General features: G+C 61.2%; 15 protein-coding genes. 8 read left to right on the forward strand and 7 right to left on the reverse strand.

Annotated features, from left to right (window positions below):
* The first annotated feature begins 106 nt into the window (after window positions 1-106).
* Window positions 107-1,450 (forward strand): NAD(P)-binding domain-containing protein, encoded by a 1,344-nt coding sequence (locus tag ACP8IT_RS10615; protein WP_490290068.1) that lies wholly within the window; start codon window positions 107-109, stop codon window positions 1,448-1,450.
* Window positions 1,451-1,576: 126 nt separating this feature from the next.
* Window positions 1,577-2,821, forward strand: a complete 1,245-nt coding sequence (locus ACP8IT_RS10620) for a 2-polyprenylphenol hydroxylase (RefSeq protein ID WP_490290069.1) — start codon at window positions 1,577-1,579, stop codon at window positions 2,819-2,821.
* Here ACP8IT_RS10620 and ACP8IT_RS10625 read toward each other — a convergent pair.
* Window positions 2,818-3,633 (reverse strand): carbon-nitrogen hydrolase family protein, encoded by an 816-nt coding sequence (locus ACP8IT_RS10625; RefSeq protein WP_490290070.1) that lies wholly within the window; start codon window positions 3,631-3,633, stop codon window positions 2,818-2,820. The two genes, ACP8IT_RS10620 and ACP8IT_RS10625, sit on opposite strands and share 4 nt — an antisense overlap.
* Window positions 3,634-3,724: 91 nt before the next feature.
* Here ACP8IT_RS10625 and ACP8IT_RS10630 point away from each other — a divergent pair, with 91 nt between their 5' ends.
* On the forward strand, window positions 3,725-3,988 hold the full coding sequence (locus tag ACP8IT_RS10630) for a hypothetical protein (protein ID WP_490290071.1): 264 nt from the start codon (window positions 3,725-3,727) through the stop codon (window positions 3,986-3,988).
* Complete coding sequence (locus ACP8IT_RS10635; protein ID WP_490290072.1) at window positions 3,985-5,163, forward strand: alpha/beta hydrolase; 1,179 nt, start codon at window positions 3,985-3,987, stop codon at window positions 5,161-5,163. Before ACP8IT_RS10630 ends, ACP8IT_RS10635 begins: the two co-directional genes overlap by 4 nt.
* Before the next feature lie 43 nt (window positions 5,164-5,206).
* Here ACP8IT_RS10635 and exaC read toward each other — a convergent pair whose 3' ends face one another.
* From exaC to dnaK, 5 genes are all read right to left on the reverse strand, one after another.
* Window positions 5,207-6,727, reverse strand: coding sequence for an acetaldehyde dehydrogenase ExaC (gene exaC / locus ACP8IT_RS10640; protein ID WP_005279394.1), 1,521 nt, complete (start codon window positions 6,725-6,727; stop codon window positions 5,207-5,209).
* Between the two features lie 455 nt (window positions 6,728-7,182).
* Window positions 7,183-7,719, reverse strand: a complete 537-nt coding sequence (locus ACP8IT_RS10645; protein WP_237801270.1) for a heat shock protein transcriptional repressor HspR — start codon at window positions 7,717-7,719, stop codon at window positions 7,183-7,185.
* A 20-nt stretch (window positions 7,720-7,739) separates the two neighbouring features.
* Entirely contained in the window at window positions 7,740-8,945 is a 1,206-nt protein-coding gene (gene dnaJ, locus ACP8IT_RS10650) for a molecular chaperone DnaJ (protein ID WP_481971694.1), read from the reverse strand.
* A 98-nt stretch (window positions 8,946-9,043) separates the two neighbouring features.
* Entirely contained in the window at window positions 9,044-9,766 is a 723-nt protein-coding gene (gene grpE / locus ACP8IT_RS10655; protein ID WP_481971693.1) for a nucleotide exchange factor GrpE, read from the reverse strand.
* Window positions 9,766-11,628, reverse strand: a complete 1,863-nt coding sequence (dnaK, locus tag ACP8IT_RS10660) for a molecular chaperone DnaK (protein ID WP_481971692.1) — start codon at window positions 11,626-11,628, stop codon at window positions 9,766-9,768. Before dnaK ends, grpE begins: the two co-directional genes overlap by 1 nt.
* A gap of 485 nt (window positions 11,629-12,113) precedes the next feature.
* Here dnaK and ACP8IT_RS10665 point away from each other — a divergent pair, with 485 nt between their 5' ends.
* The 4 genes from ACP8IT_RS10665 to ACP8IT_RS10680 all read left to right on the forward strand — a co-directional run bounded on the left by ACP8IT_RS10665 (window position 12,114) and on the right by ACP8IT_RS10680 (window position 14,660).
* Complete coding sequence (locus tag ACP8IT_RS10665; protein WP_039885835.1) at window positions 12,114-12,335, forward strand: hypothetical protein; 222 nt, start codon at window positions 12,114-12,116, stop codon at window positions 12,333-12,335.
* Window positions 12,336-12,575: 240 nt separating this feature from the next.
* On the forward strand, window positions 12,576-13,754 hold the full coding sequence (locus tag ACP8IT_RS10670) for a histidine kinase (RefSeq protein WP_490290073.1): 1,179 nt from the start codon (window positions 12,576-12,578) through the stop codon (window positions 13,752-13,754).
* 91 nt (window positions 13,755-13,845) lie between these two features.
* Entirely contained in the window at window positions 13,846-14,001 is a 156-nt protein-coding gene (locus tag ACP8IT_RS10675) for a hypothetical protein (protein WP_023018046.1), read from the forward strand.
* Window positions 13,986-14,660: a response regulator gene (locus ACP8IT_RS10680; protein ID WP_490290074.1), complete on the forward strand. Its 675-nt coding sequence runs from the start codon at window positions 13,986-13,988 to the stop codon at window positions 14,658-14,660. The genes ACP8IT_RS10675 and ACP8IT_RS10680 overlap by 16 nt, the downstream gene beginning before the upstream one ends.
* A 135-nt stretch (window positions 14,661-14,795) precedes the next feature.
* On the opposite strand, the gene ACP8IT_RS10685 is transcribed toward ACP8IT_RS10680, so the two are convergent.
* Window positions 14,796-16,514 (reverse strand): LPXTG cell wall anchor domain-containing protein, encoded by a 1,719-nt coding sequence (locus ACP8IT_RS10685; RefSeq protein WP_490290075.1) that lies wholly within the window; start codon window positions 16,512-16,514, stop codon window positions 14,796-14,798.
* Window positions 16,515-16,835: the final 321 nt, after the last annotated feature.

Below are 16,835 nucleotides of genomic sequence, written 5' to 3' on the forward strand. Positions count from 1 at the left end.
ATGACAGGCCGCTCACTTGTAGAGAGCTCGCAGATAAAAAGTACATTACCTACCATCTAGTGAGCCACAACATACGGCGGATTTTCACCCCCGCTACAATGGCACGGTGGAGCACTACCTCAGCATCATCATCGGCGCGGGCCAGGCAGGCTTGGCGACGGCCCACCAGCTCACCTCCCGCGGCCTTATCCCCGCCCAAGACTTTTTGCTTATCGATGCCAACCCCGCCCCCGGCGGCGCCTGGCGTCACCGGTGGGATTCCCTGACGCTGGGAAAAGCCCATAACATCGCAAGCCTGCCAGGCATGCCCGCCCCGCTTGCCAATGCCTCCTCCCCCGCCTCCCACGTAGTCGCCTCCTACTACGGCGCTTACGAGGACAAATTCCAGCTGCGACCCTACCGCCCGGCGCGCGTCCGCAGTGTACGCCCCCTGCCCGGCACGCACAGCGCACGCAATCTCCACGGCGCGCTCGGCCCGCGCGATGATCGCACACCAGAGAACCCAGACGAGCCACGCAGTGCGCACGCCTCGCACGACGAACCCGAGCCGCGCGGCGCGTTTCTCGTGACGTTGGAGTCCGGCGAGCAGTTTTCCGCGGACACCATCGTTAACGCCACTGGCACGTGGGATAGGCCGTATATTCCTTATATTCCGGGCATCGGCAGTTTCGGCGGGCGCCAACTGCACACTAAGGATTATTCGGCGGCGGAGGATTTTGCAGACCAGCACGTGTTGGTCGTTGGCGGCGGGCTATCCGCGGTGCAGTTTTTATTGGAGCTTGAGGGCATCGCGCAAACCACTTGGGCCACGCGGCGGGCACCGGATTTTACGGATACGGAGTTCGATAAGCAGTGGGGTTTGGATGTGGAAAAGAAGGTCCGCGAGCGGGTCTTTAGCGGCAATCCACCGGCCCCGGTGGTCTCGACCACCGGGATTCCGCCCTGGCAGGAATACCTGGATGCGGTAGAGCGCGGCGTTTTGGTCTCGCGCGGCATGTTCAATGCCATCGATGCGACCGGCGTGTGGTTTGGCGAGGCTGCGACGAGCAGCAGGACTACGGCGAGCGACGGGGCGGCCACGGGTAGCGGGGCTGCGGCGAGCGATGAATCTGCGGCGCACCGTGAGACGGTGGCGGACGGCGACGGTGCTGTGAGCGGTGGGGCTGTGGGGGCATCGGAAAGCGTGGCGGCATGGCAGCCGTACCCGGCGGGCACGCATTTGACGGTGGACGTCATCTTTTGGAATACCGGTTTCCGTCCGGCGCTGGACCACCTGGCACCGTTACGCTTGCGCTCGCGCAGGGGTGGGATTGTCATGCGCAACGAGGTCTCGCCTGTCGCGAACCCGCGGGTTTTCCTCGCCGGCTATGGGTCGACCGCCTCGACGGTGGGGGCGACACGCGCGGGGCGCTTGGCTGCGCGCGAGGTCATCAAGGTGCTGGACCTGTAGCGCGGGGACGATAATGCGGGGCTGCTAAACCGGAGGCCGTTGGAGCGGGCGCCGCTGCCCACCAAAAGGCAGGCGCGGGGTGAAAGTGCGAAATAGAGGCGAGCAAGCACACTAGGATGGGAAAGCATGTGGGAATTGGGCGAGCACTTCCGGAAGTACGCAGACGACTACCGCGATGCGGTGCATGAGCAGTTTTTCCTCATGGTGCCGGAGGCGCGGCAGGTCTTTTCCCTTTCTATGCAGGACACCCACCGGTCCATGGTGCACGCATTGGCGTGGGTGATTGAACACGCGGAGCCCAGCAGCGCCGGCACGAAGGCGGGGTCCGGGACCGGGGTTGGGGCTGCGCTGCCTGAGGCCGTCCGGGAGAAGATCGCGCAGCTCGGCCGCGATCACCGCAGGCACGGCTTCCCGGCAGAGGTGTATGCACGGTTCGAGGAGGCTCTCGTCACAGGCTTGCGGGTGTTGGCGCTCACGCGGTATCAGTACGACTTCGCCTGCGCCGTCATCCACGAGGTCTGCGCGGAGATGGGCACCGCGGCGCGCGAGGCGGACCTGGCTGGGGAGGCGCCGGCGTATTCGGGGCAGGTGGTTGCGGTGGAGCGGCCGACGCGCGAAACCGCGGTCATTCGCGTGGAGGCGGGGATGCCCGCCGACTTCGAGCCGGGGCAGTATTTCCCCGTCACCACCCAGTACCTTCCCGGCCAATGGCGCATGCTCACCCCAGCTCAGCCAAGCGATGCCACCGGCCAGCTGGTCTTCCACGTCGCCGCGGTGGGCGCGGCTTCTCGGTCGCTTGCGCATACCAAGCCGGGCGATTGGTGGACGTTGGGCCGGCCCACCGGGTCCATTTGGCAGGACCTGCGCGCGTTGCGCGGCGGCAGGTTGGTCATCGTGGCCTATGGCACGGGCTGGGCAGCGGCGCGATGCTTGGCGCTGGCGGCCCGCCAGGCTGCGGATGCGGGGGAAGAAGGCCTCGCAAAAAATCTGTCCCTGCAGATTTTTGCCGTTGCGGATAGCCCCGGCGCGCACTATGACACGCACTTCCAGCAGAACCTTACGGCCCTCTACCCCGATCTCAGCCTGCGCCGCATCATCCGGCAAGAAAACGACCCGTGGTTGCTGGGGGCACAGCCGCTTGCCGATGCCGCCACCCACACCCTCTCCCCCGACCCGACCGATGTAGTAATCAACGAGGCCGAGTTATCCACAGGCACGCCCACTTACTTCGCCCTCTTCGGCAGCGCCGAGGAGGTAGCGGAAGGAAGGAGGGGGTTGGAGAAAAGGGGCATTGGCAAGCAGTGGATCTTCAGCCACAGCTGGGGCCGCGACCGGGAGTGGCTGCCAGAGGATTATGCGGCGCAGTCTTAGTCGTTGAGTTCTAGCACCGGCAGGGAGCGGCGCGTCTTCGCTACTTCGTGCGGATCGATATCGGCGTAAAGGATCTCGTCTTCGTAGCCGGCCTCGGCCACGCGCACGCCGTTGGGATCGACGATGGTGGAGTGCCCGATGCCGGTCGGGCCCGAGGGAGTCCCGGCCTCCGCATTGCCGCCCGGGCGCGATTGGCCCGCGGCGAGAATATAGCTGGTGGAATCCAGCGCCCGCGCCGCCGTGAGCAGGCGCCACTGCTCCAGCTTGCCGGGGCCATCCGCCCAGCTGGTGGGCACGACGATGAGCTGTGCGCCCTCTCGTGCCAGGTCCTTGAACTGCTCCGGGAAGCGGATATCGTAGCAGACCACGACGCCGACGGTAAGGTCATCGACGTCAAAGGTCACCAAGGACTCCCCAGGCTGCACCGTATCGGATTCGCGGTAGTCAAAGGCATCGTAGGTGTGGATTTTCTCGTAGCCGCCCAGCACGCCAGGGCCCGCGACGAGCGCGGTATTGGATACGCGGTTGATGGTCTTATCCTCGCGCTCGATGGTATCGGCTGGGCAGAACATGCCGACTACGACGGTGACCTCCAATTCCTCCGCCGCTTCCTGAATCGCGGTGGCGAACGAGCCTTCGAGGTTCTGCGCCTGCTCGTCCAGGCGGCCCGAGCGGAAGTTCTGCGAGGTGGCCTCGGGCAGCACGATAAGGCGCGCGCCCGCCGCCGCGGCCTCGCGGATTTTATCCAGGGCGAGTTCTTGGTTGTCCTCGATGCTGCCGGTGGAGGTCAATTGCACTGCTGCTACTTTCATAAATCCCAACTTAGTGCAGCGTCACCTAGTTATCCACAGGTTGGCGGTTTTGCCCTCGCGGCCACAGCCCGCAGCGGCCACGCTTAAGGCCATGACTTATGTAGATATTCCTGAACACCTTCCCGTACATGTACGCACGTTGAGGGCGCGGCCGGCGGCGGCGTTGCCGGGGGCGCACTTAAGCGTGGCCTCTCGGACGTCCGCTTCCCTCCAGCGCGCGGTGGCGCAATGGTCTGAGACGCAGCAGCTTAGCGATGCCACCGTTTCCCAGCACCTGCGCAGCCTCCACGACTTTCTGGATCGCGCCCGCGCGCTCGATTCCTCGCTCGCCGCGAGCTTGGGGAGGGCGCGATGAATTTATCGACTGCCCTGCGCCACAGCGCCGCGCAGCTCGCCGCGGATCGCTCTGGCCTGCACACTCACTATATGGACTCGCACCACGATTGGCGCTCGCTATCGCTGGGTGGGCCCGCGGGTGTGGCGGCGCGATCCGGTTTGGAGGAGGCGACCGAGTGGCTGAGTAGCCCGCTTGGGCAGATGGAGCGGGTCATCGAGGTACTCGACCGGCATGCGGATCTGCAGGCCTGGCGCGAGGGAGTGGAGGCGCGGATCATTTCCTTTTTGGGCAAGATCGACGAGCTTTCTGGGCCCGCCGCGCTAGCCGGGGCCGTACAACTGCGGGAAGTGCGCGCGCTTGGCGACGCCCTCGATTGGCTCTGCTCCCAAGAAATCGACGCCCTCTGCACGCCGGCCGGGGCGGAGCCGCCGCAGCGGCTGGAGGATTTTGCCGATCTCCCCCTCGATACCATCCACGAGATTAACCTCGCCCAGGCCAGCGACCGCGTGGCGCAGCTGGCCGCGGATAATCCCGATATGCGCATCGTGGAGACCAGCCCCGGACGGCTGGTGGCCCTGGTGGATCCGGAGGGCTTTCGCACGGAGCCTGCGTCCGTGACCACGTTTGTCGAAGGCGTGCATTCCTCCGACCCCACCACCTGGCAGCGCGCCGTGGACCGTGGCCGCAATATCGCCAAGGCGAGCGGTGGCCCTGCCGCCGTATGGTTGGGCTACCAGGCGCCGTCAAGTTTGCCGCGCGCCGTGCACGCCGAACCCGCGCGGGCGGCGGGGCAGGAGCTGGTGCGGTTTCAGCGGGGCATCGGCAAGCGGTATCCAGGTGCGAAACGAACGGTGGTGGGTTATTCCTATGGCTCCGTCGTGACCGGATATGCGGCGCGCGAGGAGGACATCGCCTCCGATATCGTGCTCGTGGGCAGCCCCGGCACCAGCGCGCAGCACGCCCGCGAGCTGCGCGGCACCGTGTGGGCGGCGACTAATGACAATGACCCCATCGCTATCGCGACGGGGCCACTGAGCGGAATCCACGGCCCGGATCCCACCACCCAGTCCTTTGGCGCCACTCCCCTCCCCGGCGCGGATGGCCTGCCTGGGGACCACGGGTCCTATTGGGAGGATCCGCAGTTCCTGCGCGGTTTGGGCACGGTGGCCGCCCCGGAACCCAGGCCGGATTAGCGTTGGGCTGGGCAGCGCGGGGGCGTGGGAGCGTGGGGCGGGTTTAGAAGAGTCCTGCGGGGGCGTCCGAGTACGAGACCAGCATGTTCTTGGTTTCCTGGTAGTGGCCGAGCATCATCAAGTGGTTCTCGCGGCCCAGGCCGGATTCCTTGTAGCCGCCGAAGGCGCTGTGTGCCGGGTAGTCGTGGTAGTGGTTGACCCACACGCGGCCGGCCTGAATATCGCGCCCGGCGCGGTAGCAGATGTTTTGTTGGCGCGACCATACGCCGGCGCCGAGGCCGAAGTTGGTGGTATTCGCGATCTCGATGGCCTCGTCGTAATCCTTGAAGGTCGCCACAGAGAGCACTGGCCCGAAGATCTCCTCCTGGAAGATGCGCATCTCGTTGCTGCCCTTAAAGACCGTGGGCTCGATGTAATAGCCGTTTTCGAGGCCTTCGACCTTGTTCACGTGGCCGCCGGTGAGCGTTTCCGCGCCTTCTTCTGGGCCGATCTTGAGGTATTCGGTGATCTTGTCCATCTGCTCCTGAGAGGCCTGGGCGCCCATCATGGTTTCGGTATCCAACGGGTGGCCAATCTTGATCTTCTTGACGCGCTCGATGGCGAGCTCCAAGAACTTATCAGCAATATCCTCATGGACCAGCGCGCGCGATGGGCAGGTGCAGACCTCGCCCTGGTTGAGGGCGAACATGACGAATCCCTCGACGCACTTTTCTAGGTAGGAGTCATCTTCATCCATGATGTCTTTGAAGAAGATGGACGGCGATTTGCCGCCGAGTTCCAGGGTGACCGGAATGACCTTGTCCGCGGCGGCCTTATTGATGAGCTTGCCCACTGGGGTGGATCCGGTGAACGCGATCTTGGCGATGCGGTCCGAACCCGACAATGCCGCACCAGCTTCCTCGCCCACACCGTTGACGATATTGAGCACGCCGTCTGGGAGGAGGTCGCCGATGATATCCATGAGCAAGAGGATGGATGCTGGCGTTTGCTCCGCGGGTTTGAGAACGATGCAGTTACCGGCGGCCAGGGCCGGTGCGATCTTCCAGGAAGCCATGAGCAGCGGGAAATTCCACGGAATGATTTGGCCGACCACGCCGAGCGGCTCGTGGAAGTGGTAGGCCACGGTGTCTTCGCTGATTTGGGACAGGCGGCCCTCCTGCGCGCGGATGGCGCCCGCGAAGTAGCGGAAGTGGTCAACGGCCAGTGGGATATCGGCGGCCAAGGTCTCGCGGACGGCCTTGCCGTTTTCCCAGGTTTCCGCGACGGCGATCTTTTCGAGGTTTTCTTCAATCCGGTCCGCGATGCGGTGCAACAAGAGCGCGCGCTCTGCTGGCGTGGTCTTGCCAAAGGTGGCGAAGGCCTTTTCCGCGGCGTCGATGGCTGCATTGACATCGGCTTCCTTGCCACGGGCTACCTGACAAAATACTTCACCGGTCACGGGGCTAATGTTGTCCATGTATTCGCCATCGACTGGCGGTACCCACTTGCCGCCGATGTAGTTGTCATAGCGGTCGCGGTAGTTGACGATGGCCCCTTCGGTTCCGGGTGCTGCGTACAAAGTCATGATGGTGGTGTCCTCTCGTGCAGAAATCTCGACTGTGGCTCTTGCCAGACGTGGCCCTTGCCGGGTATGGCTCGAACCACTGCAGGCGCTCTACCGTGGCGTATCTCACCTGCTTTCCGGCCATAGTAATGCACTTTTTCGCATCTCGCACAAAATAGGGGTGAGAAATTAACATTTCTTCACAGGCCAAAGTCCGGTTGTGCGGGCGCGACATTTCCGGGGTGAAGGCGTAGCGACTGCGAGAGGACGCGGGAACGGGTAGGCGCCGATGGGCACCGAGAGGGCTCCCGCGAATGCGCCGAGAGAGAGCACCGAGGGAGGAACCGCGGAGGTGAAGGACTTTTGGACAGAGATAAACCCTCCATACCTGTGCGGGCGCTATGTCCTGGCAAAGGTATGGAGGGTTTTAAGTTGAGGTTTCTCGTCCGCAGGACGAATTAGGCGGTTTAGCCGGTTTAGCCGCCATTGTTTCGGCGATTGCGTTTGCGATCGCGCGCGGTGCGCGGGCTCCACATCACCACGGAGGTAGACCGCGGGACGTGGACGAGCTCACCGCTGCGCTGGGAACGCACTGGGGCCTGCGAGCCTTGTGGGCCTTGCGGGCCTTGTGCGCCGCGGGTGTGCTGCCCCTGGGCTTGGGGGTGCTGCGATCCCGAGCGCTGCCCGGCGGCGAGCTGGTCGCGGAGGGCACGGACTTCATCGGCAAGCGCATCGCGTTCAGCCTCGAGCTGGTCGCGTTCCTCGGTTAGCTCGATGATGGATTTGATGCCGGCGAGATTGACGCCATCGTCTTGCGAGAGCGCCTGAATCTTGCGGAGCAGTTCAATATCGCGATCCGAATAACGGCGGCCGCCGCCCCGGGTGCGGGCCGGGGAGACCAAACCCATGCGGTCATAGGTGCGCAGGGTTTGGGCGTGCATCCCGGAAAGCTCGGCGGCCACGGAAATGACGTAGACCGCAGTAGCGGAGCCTTCTGCCTTTCCAGTACTCATTGTGCAATGCACCTCCTGCCTTAATTGCTCCCCGCGCCGGCCCAGCCTGCGCGGGGATTAAAGCCAGAGTCCTTTTCGGCTTGTGCATAGGTGCGCAAGGCGCTGGAGGCCGCAGCATCGAGCTTGGAAGGCACGGTGACCTGCACGCTGACCAAGAGGTCGCCAGCCTTGCCGGCGCGCTTGGCAATGCCGCGTCCACGCACGCGCAAGGTGCGGCCATCCGGGGTACCGGCCGGGATCTTCACGCGGACCGGGCTGTCCAAGGTGGGAACCGTGATGGTGTCACCAAGGGCGAGCTCGGCAAACGAGACAGGGACGGTGATGTGGATATCGTCGCCGTCGCGGGTAAAGACCTTGTCAGGCTTGACGGTGACCGCAACGAAGAGGTCACCGGCCGGGGTACCGTTCGGGCCAGCCTCGCCTTGGCCGGCGATGCGGACCTTTTGGCCGTCGATGACGCCGGCGGGGATGCGGACCGTGATATTCCGGGTGCGGTGCACCGTTCCGGTGCCGTTGCAATCCGAGCACGGATCCGGGATGCGGCGGCCCGTGCCATCGCAATCCTTGCACGGGGCGGAAAAGCCGAAGGCACCGCGGTTTTCCGAGGTGTACCCGGAGCCATTGCAAGTCCCGCACGTTGAGGTCTTGCCAGAGGAAGAACCCGAGCCGTGGCACGTGGTGCACGGCGCATTACCGCTTAAGGCCAGCGGGATGGTGGTCCCCTTGGCGGCCTCGCGGAAATCGAGGGTTATTTCCGTTTCGACATCGGCCCCCCGCGACGGTTTAGCTGAGTGGCCAGCACTACCGCTGCGGTTGAAAACGCTACCGAAGATATCCCCAAAACCGCCGCCTTGAGACGATCCTCCAGTGGCTCCTCCGAAGAGGTCCGAGAGGTCGAAGTCTTGCGCACCTTGTCCACCCATGTTCGTGGATCGAAACCCGCCGGGAAAGCCGGCGCCTCCGTTCCGTCCAAAGCCACCGCCATTACGCAGCATGGCCTTGAACTGGTCGTATTCCTTGCGCTCGGAGGCATCGGAAAGCACATCGTATGCTTCCGCAACCCGCTTGAACCGGTCCGCTGCCGCGGGGTCATCGGGGTGGGTATCGGGGTGGTTTTCGCGGGCAAGCTTGCGGTACGCGCGCTTGATCTCGCTTTGGTCTGCGGACGAGGAGACCCCCAGATCCGCATAATAATCTTTGTCTGCCCATTCGGGTTTAGCGCTCACTGGGCATCTCCTCCTTTCAAGAAGAATCGGTTGTAGTTAGTAAAAAGGGCGCCGGGGGAAGTTGAATCAGTCAGTTCCCAAGGCGCCCTTTTTCCGGATTAATCGGCTTGTTCGGTGCCTTCCGAACTGCCGGAGTCCTCACCGGGGTCCGCGATGATGACCAGCGCGTTGCGCACCAGCCTCTCGCCTACGCGGTAGCCCTGGCGCAGCACGGTGCCGAGCACCTGCTCATCGCCGGAGGATAAATCCTGCACGGCCTCGTGCATCTCTGGGTCGAAGGGTTCGCCTTCTTCACCAAAGGCGGTGAGGTTGTGCTGCTCTAGGCCCTTGCGGAGCTTATCCGCAACCGCCTTGAGCGGGCCCTCTAGGTCACCGTGCTGCTTGGCCAAATCGAGGTCATCGAGGACCGGCAGCAAGTCACTAATGACCTTTGCCTTCGCGGTCTCAATAACGGATTGGCGGTCACGCTCGGTGCGGCGGCGGTAGTTGGTGTATTCCGCATTCAGACGCTGCAGGTCTTCCGTGCGTTCTGCCAACTGCGCCTCCACATCGTTGGCGGCAGCGCCGGTGGAGGTGGGCTCATCGCCCTCCGCCTCGGCCTCGACCTCATCGGCGTTGACATCAGCCAGCGCGTCTTCGAGGTCAGCATCAAGGGTGGGATCCAACTTGGCTTCTTCGGAGGCATCAGCCTGCGCGTCGTTGGCAGCCTGTGCTTCCTCGGCCTTTTCGGCGGCAGCCTCAGCGCGGTCAGCCGAGGTAGCCTCCGGATCCGTGTTTTCCGGGTCGCCTGGGTTTTGCGGCATTCCGCTGTCCTGAGTCATTACTTGTCGCCATCCTTGTTGTCGTCGGAGTTCTCGTCTTCGTCCACAACTTCAGCGTCGACCACGTTCGGGTCGCCCTGTGCAGCGCCAGCATCGGCAGCACTCTCAGCGCCGCCTTCTGCAGCCTGTGCCTCGTAGATCTGCTTGCCCATCTCCTGGGATTCGGTGGACAGCTTCTCTACTGCGGACTTGATGGCATCAAGGTCATCGCCCTTCAGTGCCTCGTCGACGGCGTCAGCAGCCTCGGTGACCTTGGTCTTGGTGTCCTCAGAGACCTTGTCCTCGTTATCCTCCAAGAACTTGCGGGTCTGGTAGGAGGTGGACTCTGCGTTATTGCGCAGCTCCTGCTCCTCGCGACGCTTCTTGTCTTCCTCAGCGTGCTGCTCGGCGTCCTTGACCATGCGGTCGATCTCTTCCTGGGAAAGGCCGGAGCCTTCCTGGATCTTGATGGTGTTTTCCTTGCCGGTGCCCTTGTCCTTGGCGGTCACGTGGACGATTCCGTTGGCGTCGATATCGAAGGTGACCTCAATCTGGGGCACACCGCGAGGCGCCGGTGCAATGCCGCCGAGCTCGAAGGAACCCAGCAGCTTGTTGGCGGTAGCCATCTCGCGCTCGCCCTGGAAGACCTGAATCTGCACGGAAGGCTGGTTGTCTTCTGCGGTGGTGAAGGTCTCAGACTTCTTGGTCGGAATGGTGGTGTTGCGCTCGATAAGCTTGGTCATCACGCCGCCCTTGGTTTCAATGCCGAGGGAGAGCGGGGTGACATCGAGAAGCAGCACGTCCTTAACCTCGCCGCGCAGCACGCCTGCCTGAAGGGCAGCACCCACTGCAACGACCTCGTCCGGGTTAACGCCCTTGTTCGGGTCCTTGCTGGTCAGCTCCTTGACCAGGTCGGATACGGCCGGCATACGGGTGGAACCGCCGACCAGCACAACGTGGTCGATATCGCCAACGGAAAGGTCAGCATCCTTGATGACCTGGTTGAATGGAGCCTTGGTGCGGTCCAGCAGATCCTGGGTGATCTTCTGGAACTCGGTGCGGGTCAGGGTCTCGTCCAAGAACAGTGGGTTCTTGTCGGAGTCAACGGTGATGTAAGGCAGGTTGATGTTGGCCTGCTGAGAGGAGGACAGCTCAATCTTGGCCTTCTCTGCAGCCTCGCGCAAACGCTGCACGGCGCGCTTGTCCTTGGTCAGGTCAACACCCTGGGAGCTCTTGAAGCGGTCAACCAACCAGTCAACGATGCGCTGATCCCAGTCATCGCCGCCCAAGGTGTTGTCACCTGCAGTAGCCATAACCTCAACGACGCCATCGCCGATTTCCAGCAAGGACACGTCGAAGGTGCCGCCGCCCAAGTCGAAGACCAGGATGGTCTGCTCTTGTTCGCCCTTTTCCAGGCCGTATGCAAGTGCTGCCGCGGTGGGCTCGTTGACAATGCGCAGGACGTTCAGGCCGGCAATCTGGCCGGCTTCCTTGGTGGCCTGGCGCTGTGCGTCCTCGAAGTATGCAGGAACGGTAATAACAGCGTCCGTAACATCCTCACCCAAGTAGGACTCTGCATCGCGCTTCAGCTTCATCAGCGTGCGAGCAGAAATCTCCTGGGAGGTGTAGTCCTTGTCATCGATGTTGACGGTCCAGTCAGTACCAATGTGGCGCTTGACGGAGCGGATGGTGCGGTCCACGTTGGTCACGGCCTGGTTCTTGGCGGACTGACCAACCAGAATTTCGCCGTTCTTCGCAAACGCTACAACGGAAGGCGTGGTGCGGGAGCCTTCGGAGTTAGCGATAACGGTGGACTCGCCACCTTCCAATACGGAAACGACGGAGTTCGTCGTACCAAGGTCAATACCTACTGCGCGTCCCATGATTCATTCTCCTTTTTATTGAGTGCAGTTAATAAAGTTGATTGTCAGTGACTCAACTCTTCGTTGCGTCCTTGCGCTACTCTAACAGAACTTTAGCGCTCCTACACAAAACCTTGAGCCTGTGTCACTCAATCTTAATAACGGGCCACCCTGCAAAGTTATTCCCGCAGACTCAACTTTCTTGAAACTTTTTATATTTTCCCAGCTAGACAGGTTGTAAAGCTGGACCACCATCCCAGCCGCCCCAGATACACAACAAAGAAAAACTCTTCCCCCTTGAGCCCCACAGAGCCCAAAGTCACCCACACGGCGCCCCAAAAAGTGACCCAAAGGTGGCCAAAAGTTACCAAAGAATGGGGCACAAAGAGGATTGTCAGCCCTCACCTGCTCGCAGATACTGGACACCACGGCAGCCGCTCGGTTGCTATCCAGAGAATGATTGTTGTGTAGATTCACTTCCCCCACCGACATGAAAGGAAATGTCAATGCTCGATACCCTTGTACACCTCAGCTCCGCCGTTGACTTCGATACTGTCGTTAAGATCACCAAGGGCATTGTTGGGCTGATTTCTCAGTCCGACTCCAACTCCGAGGGCCTGTCCTCTGTAGTTGAGGGGTTGTCCTCCCAGGGCAGCGTAGAGTCCACCACTGAGACCACCGCTGCGGCTGAAGAGGCTGCCACCACCGCCACCGCCGCAAACGCTTAAAACTCCGAGCACTTAAAACGCTCGGTAGCGTTTCACACTCCTTCGTGAAGACCAGCTAAACCTCCCTCACCTTCTGTGCCGCGCGGCATGCGCTGCGCAATTAAGCTGCACGATTAAGCAGCCAGAAGGCGCAGGGAGGTTTAGCTGTTTTAGCACCCTATTTCTCAGATATGCGTTTGTATTTACACTAGACGCGCACGTCAACCTTCACCCCAGCGTCTAGAAAGCATCCTTCTCGCCGTGACCCACGCCCCTCGCCCGCCGCTGTATCATCGCCTCCGCTCGGCGATGACCCTGCAGCGCACCGCAGCATTGATCGCCGCGCTGTGCGTAGCACTTACCCTGCTCGCAGCGTTTCTCACCCCAACCGAGCATCAGCTTTCCGCGGCCATCATCGGGCTTATCCTCACGGTGATCACCGCCTCTGTGTACCGCTACCCCAAGACCATGACGGTGGCGTTCCTGGGCATCTGGGTCGCTGCCATCCTCACGGTGGGCATCCCCTATGCCAGCTGCGTCTTCCTCGCCCCGGTCTTCCTCGCCGTCTTCGCCTTTCATGGCACCAGATGGCAGACCTTCTTCCTCCTCTTGGCATTTTGGGGTGTCGGCCTTATCGATCCTGGCACGCACCGGCTGGTTTTCCTCCCGGCGCCCGCGCTGGTCTGGGGCATGCTTTTGACTGTCAGCGCCCTTATCGGCGGCACGCTGGCGCATTCCGCCAAGCGCTACAAGAAGGCCATGGTGGAATGGAACAACGATGTCAAGCGCCGCCAGACCGACTTGGCGGAGACCCTCCACAATTCCGTGGTCTCCAGCCTGACGGTCAATACCATGCAATTAGAAGCCCTAAGCTTGGAATATGCCAACGATCCAGGACTTAGCCGGCGCCTTACTGAGCTTAGCGATGCCATGCGTGCCTCTATGTCCGAGGTCCGCGCGCTCACCAAGGTGCTGCGCACCAATATTGAGGGCGCGACCGAGGGCACCAGCCTTGGGACGATGGCCCCACCCACTAGCTTTGCCCAGTTGCTCAGCCGCGAGGAAGAGCGGCTCTCCAAGCTCAACCGGCGCCCGGTCGTCAATATCAGCGGGCACGATTTCTGCCCCGAATTTCCTCCCACGGTGCTCGAATCCATCGCCGCCATCACCACCGAGGCGTGCCTGAACGCTGTGAAGTACTCGCCGCCCGGTGCCGAGATTGTCATTTCGGCGCGGCCTCATAGGGGCTGGACGCAACTGAGGCTGAGCAATCCCATAGCCAAGCCCACGAACACGTCGGCAGAGACATCGTCAGGCATCGGGCTTTCATCCATGCAGCGCATCGCCGCGACTATCGATGCCAGGCTGGATACGAGGGGCATCGACAAGCGCTGGGAGCTCACCCTATCCCTGCCACCTTCGGCGCATAAGGCGCGTTAATTATGCCACGCCGCATGGCAGGCCCGCGCCCCCTTCAATTAAGCTATGCCTTGCTTATTTTGACGTAGATTTTATGACAAGGAGATTGGTTATGCAGACCGCGCTCGCTAGTATCCTCACGCCCTTAATGATGTCCACCTCCCTGTTCGGCGCGGACCTAACGCCCGGCGATCTCCCCCAGAACACCAAGTACGAGTCCTCCGTAGAACTCGTCTTCGGCTGCCCGGCTCCATGGTGCTTCGAGTAAAGACAGCGCTGCTGCTTGTCGATGATGACCCCCTCGTCCTCCAAGCCCTAGGCCACTACTTTGCTACCGCCGAGGACATGGAGGTCCGCGCCACCGCAGAAAACGGCAAGGATGCCCTGGAGCAGCTAAAGACCAACGACATCGATGCGGTTATCGCCGATATTCACATGCCAGAAATGGATGGCACGGAATTATTGCGCGAGATCAACAAGCTGGAGGATCCCCCAGTTTTCATCGCGATGACGGCAATGGATAACGATGACACCCTCAAAGAGGTCATGTCCCACAAGGCCGCAGCCTATATCCTCAAAAGCTCCAAGCCCGCCTATATCCAAGACACGGTCCGGGAGGCGGTGCGCGGCGGCACGGTCGTCGCCCCGCAATCTTTGACGCGCCTCTTCCAGCAGATGCCGGAGCTGCACACCGATAGCGATGCCGCCGCCCCGGACCACAGCCCGGAAGCACCCACCATCTCCCCGGCACAAGAGCGCATCCTCAACCTAGTCTGCGAGGGCAAATCCAATGAGGAAATTGCCACCAGCACCCACTATGCCGCCGGCACCGTCAAAAAGTACGTCTCCAGCCTGCTCAGCGAATTCCATGCTAAGTCCCGCCTTGAACTCGCCGTCAAAGCACTGAAAGCCGGCTACGGAAAATAGCTACTTCCCTTAGAGGGCACCTGCACAGCACAATGCGCCCCCGCAACGTTTCGTACGCGTTGCGAGGGCGCTGCTTTGACCGCTTCTAAGTCAGATTCTGAAAAGTCGGCAGTGCTGGGTAACTGCCACTAGCTTTTAAGCGTTGCGGTTCCTACGCACCAGGAAGAGACCGCCTGCAATAGCCATTATTCCGGCAATCACCAGGCCGATGACAGATGCACCGGTATTGGCAAGGCCAGTGGTTCGCTGCGAGTGGTCACCCTTGGCAGGGGCTGGCGCCGTCGTGCTGGTGGCGGCATGAGACTGCGACCCGTTCTGCGGCTGGGTGGTCTCCTGCTGCTTGCCAGGCTCCTGCGGCTCGGTCCCCTTAGGCTCGCTCGACTTCGGCTTTTCCGGCGTCGTGCTGGGATCCTCGTCCTTGTTCTTGCCCAGCGGCAACAATGGCACGAGGAGCAATGGCTGCGGCAGCGTCGGCGTCGTGGTGGACGAAGGCGTAGGCTCAGGGCTTCCCGATGGCTTGCAATCTGGGTCCTCGGACTCAGGCTCCGTAGAAGGAACTGTGGTCTTGCCGCTCTCGCTAGGCGTTGGCTCCGAAGGCTCGGACGGCTCCGACGGATCCGATGGCTTAGGGGACTCAGACTCCGATGGCTTACACGTCGGCGTAGTCGTCTTGGTCGTCTCCGTAGTCGAAGAAGCAGGAGTCTCCGAGGTAGTCGTCACCTCCGTAGACGTAGTAGACGAAGGAGAAGATGGCTCAGGATCCTCTTCCGGCTCAGGCTCAGGGGCCTCGGTCTCTGGTTCCGTGGTCGTTACCGTGGTCTCGCCATCTTCATTGGGCGTAGTCTCCGAAGGCTCTGACGGTTCCGATGGCTCCGTTGGTTCCGTTGGCTCCGACGGTTCAGGAGAATCCGAGGTAGTCGTCGCCTCCGTAGACGGAGTAGAAGAGGTAGAAGACGGCTCCGACTCTTTTTCCGTATCCGGTTTCGGTTCAGTTTCGCTTGGAGTAGGCGCCTCCGGATTTTCATCGACGGTCAGCGCGGCACTCGCAACATCTTGTTTAAATAGATGCGCATTTCGGCTTTCGACCTTGACACCGAAGTGGTCCTTGCTGGGATTGAATGAGCAATTAGTAGACCTCACCCGTTGTTTAACGTGGATGGTAGAGCCTTCAGGTATCCATACATCGCCGGCGGAGCCCTTTTCATTGAACTTCCATTCATAGCGGCTGAGCCAACGATAGTTTGTCAGATCCGTACCGTCGGCACCCGTATAAATGGTCGGCTTAGCCTGCGGGTTCAGGGTACGCTTTGGATAAGCGTCACTTGGGAAAACCTTATCGGTGAGATTCTCTCCATTGGGGCCCGTCACAGTAAATTCTGGTTGACCATTCAATCTGAAGTGGTCAGCAGTGGTCCCGAGCCACAAATCGGCCATCCAAGTTCCGTAGCGGCCTGGGTTTTCAAAGGTAAGCGTACCTTCCGCATCCCGGTAGCAGGCAGCATTGTCCACCTCGCGACCGTTTACCTCGTTCATTTCCCATTTCCCGTACGTCCAGTCCAACGTCGGGCGGATATCGATTTCGGTCGCTACTGTCACACCGAGTTCTTCACCGTCTTTGACAGTCTCGTTAACCGTGACAGGAATATCGACACTTAGAGAAGTGTCGGCGCCAAAGGGAGTAGTCGATTTAAACCCAGGGCGAAGCTCGCCGGTTGCAAATTCAAAAGTAATAGTGTTGTGCTCGTCCACCGTCGGAGCCTGGGTAAGCTCCCGCTTCTTACCGTCGCTCCACTTAAAGTCCAACTTATCTACCGATTTCACGGTCAGTTTCGGATTAACATTCAGCTCAAACAAAACTGCGGTGATATCAGACTCGCCATATTTCCATTCTCCCAACTTTGGATAAGGTGCCGCACCTTCAATTTCAATGTGGGCATTGACGGTTTCACCTGGTTTTACTTTGGTTTTATCTGTGTCCAAAGTAATCCTGGCCGCCTTAGGGCCGTGTCCCAAGTTGTCACCGTGGGATGTCGTTAGCTGATCGTCAGGAATGAAGGCATTAGCAGACGTAGGGGTTACGACCGCAGCTCCCCCTACCGTCAGGAGCGAAGCGGAAAACAACGCCATTACTTTCGTGGAAGCTTTTCTGGAAGTACTCATGGAAACCTCTGGCAA

The organism is Corynebacterium sp. LaCa_23, assembly GCF_058182375.1.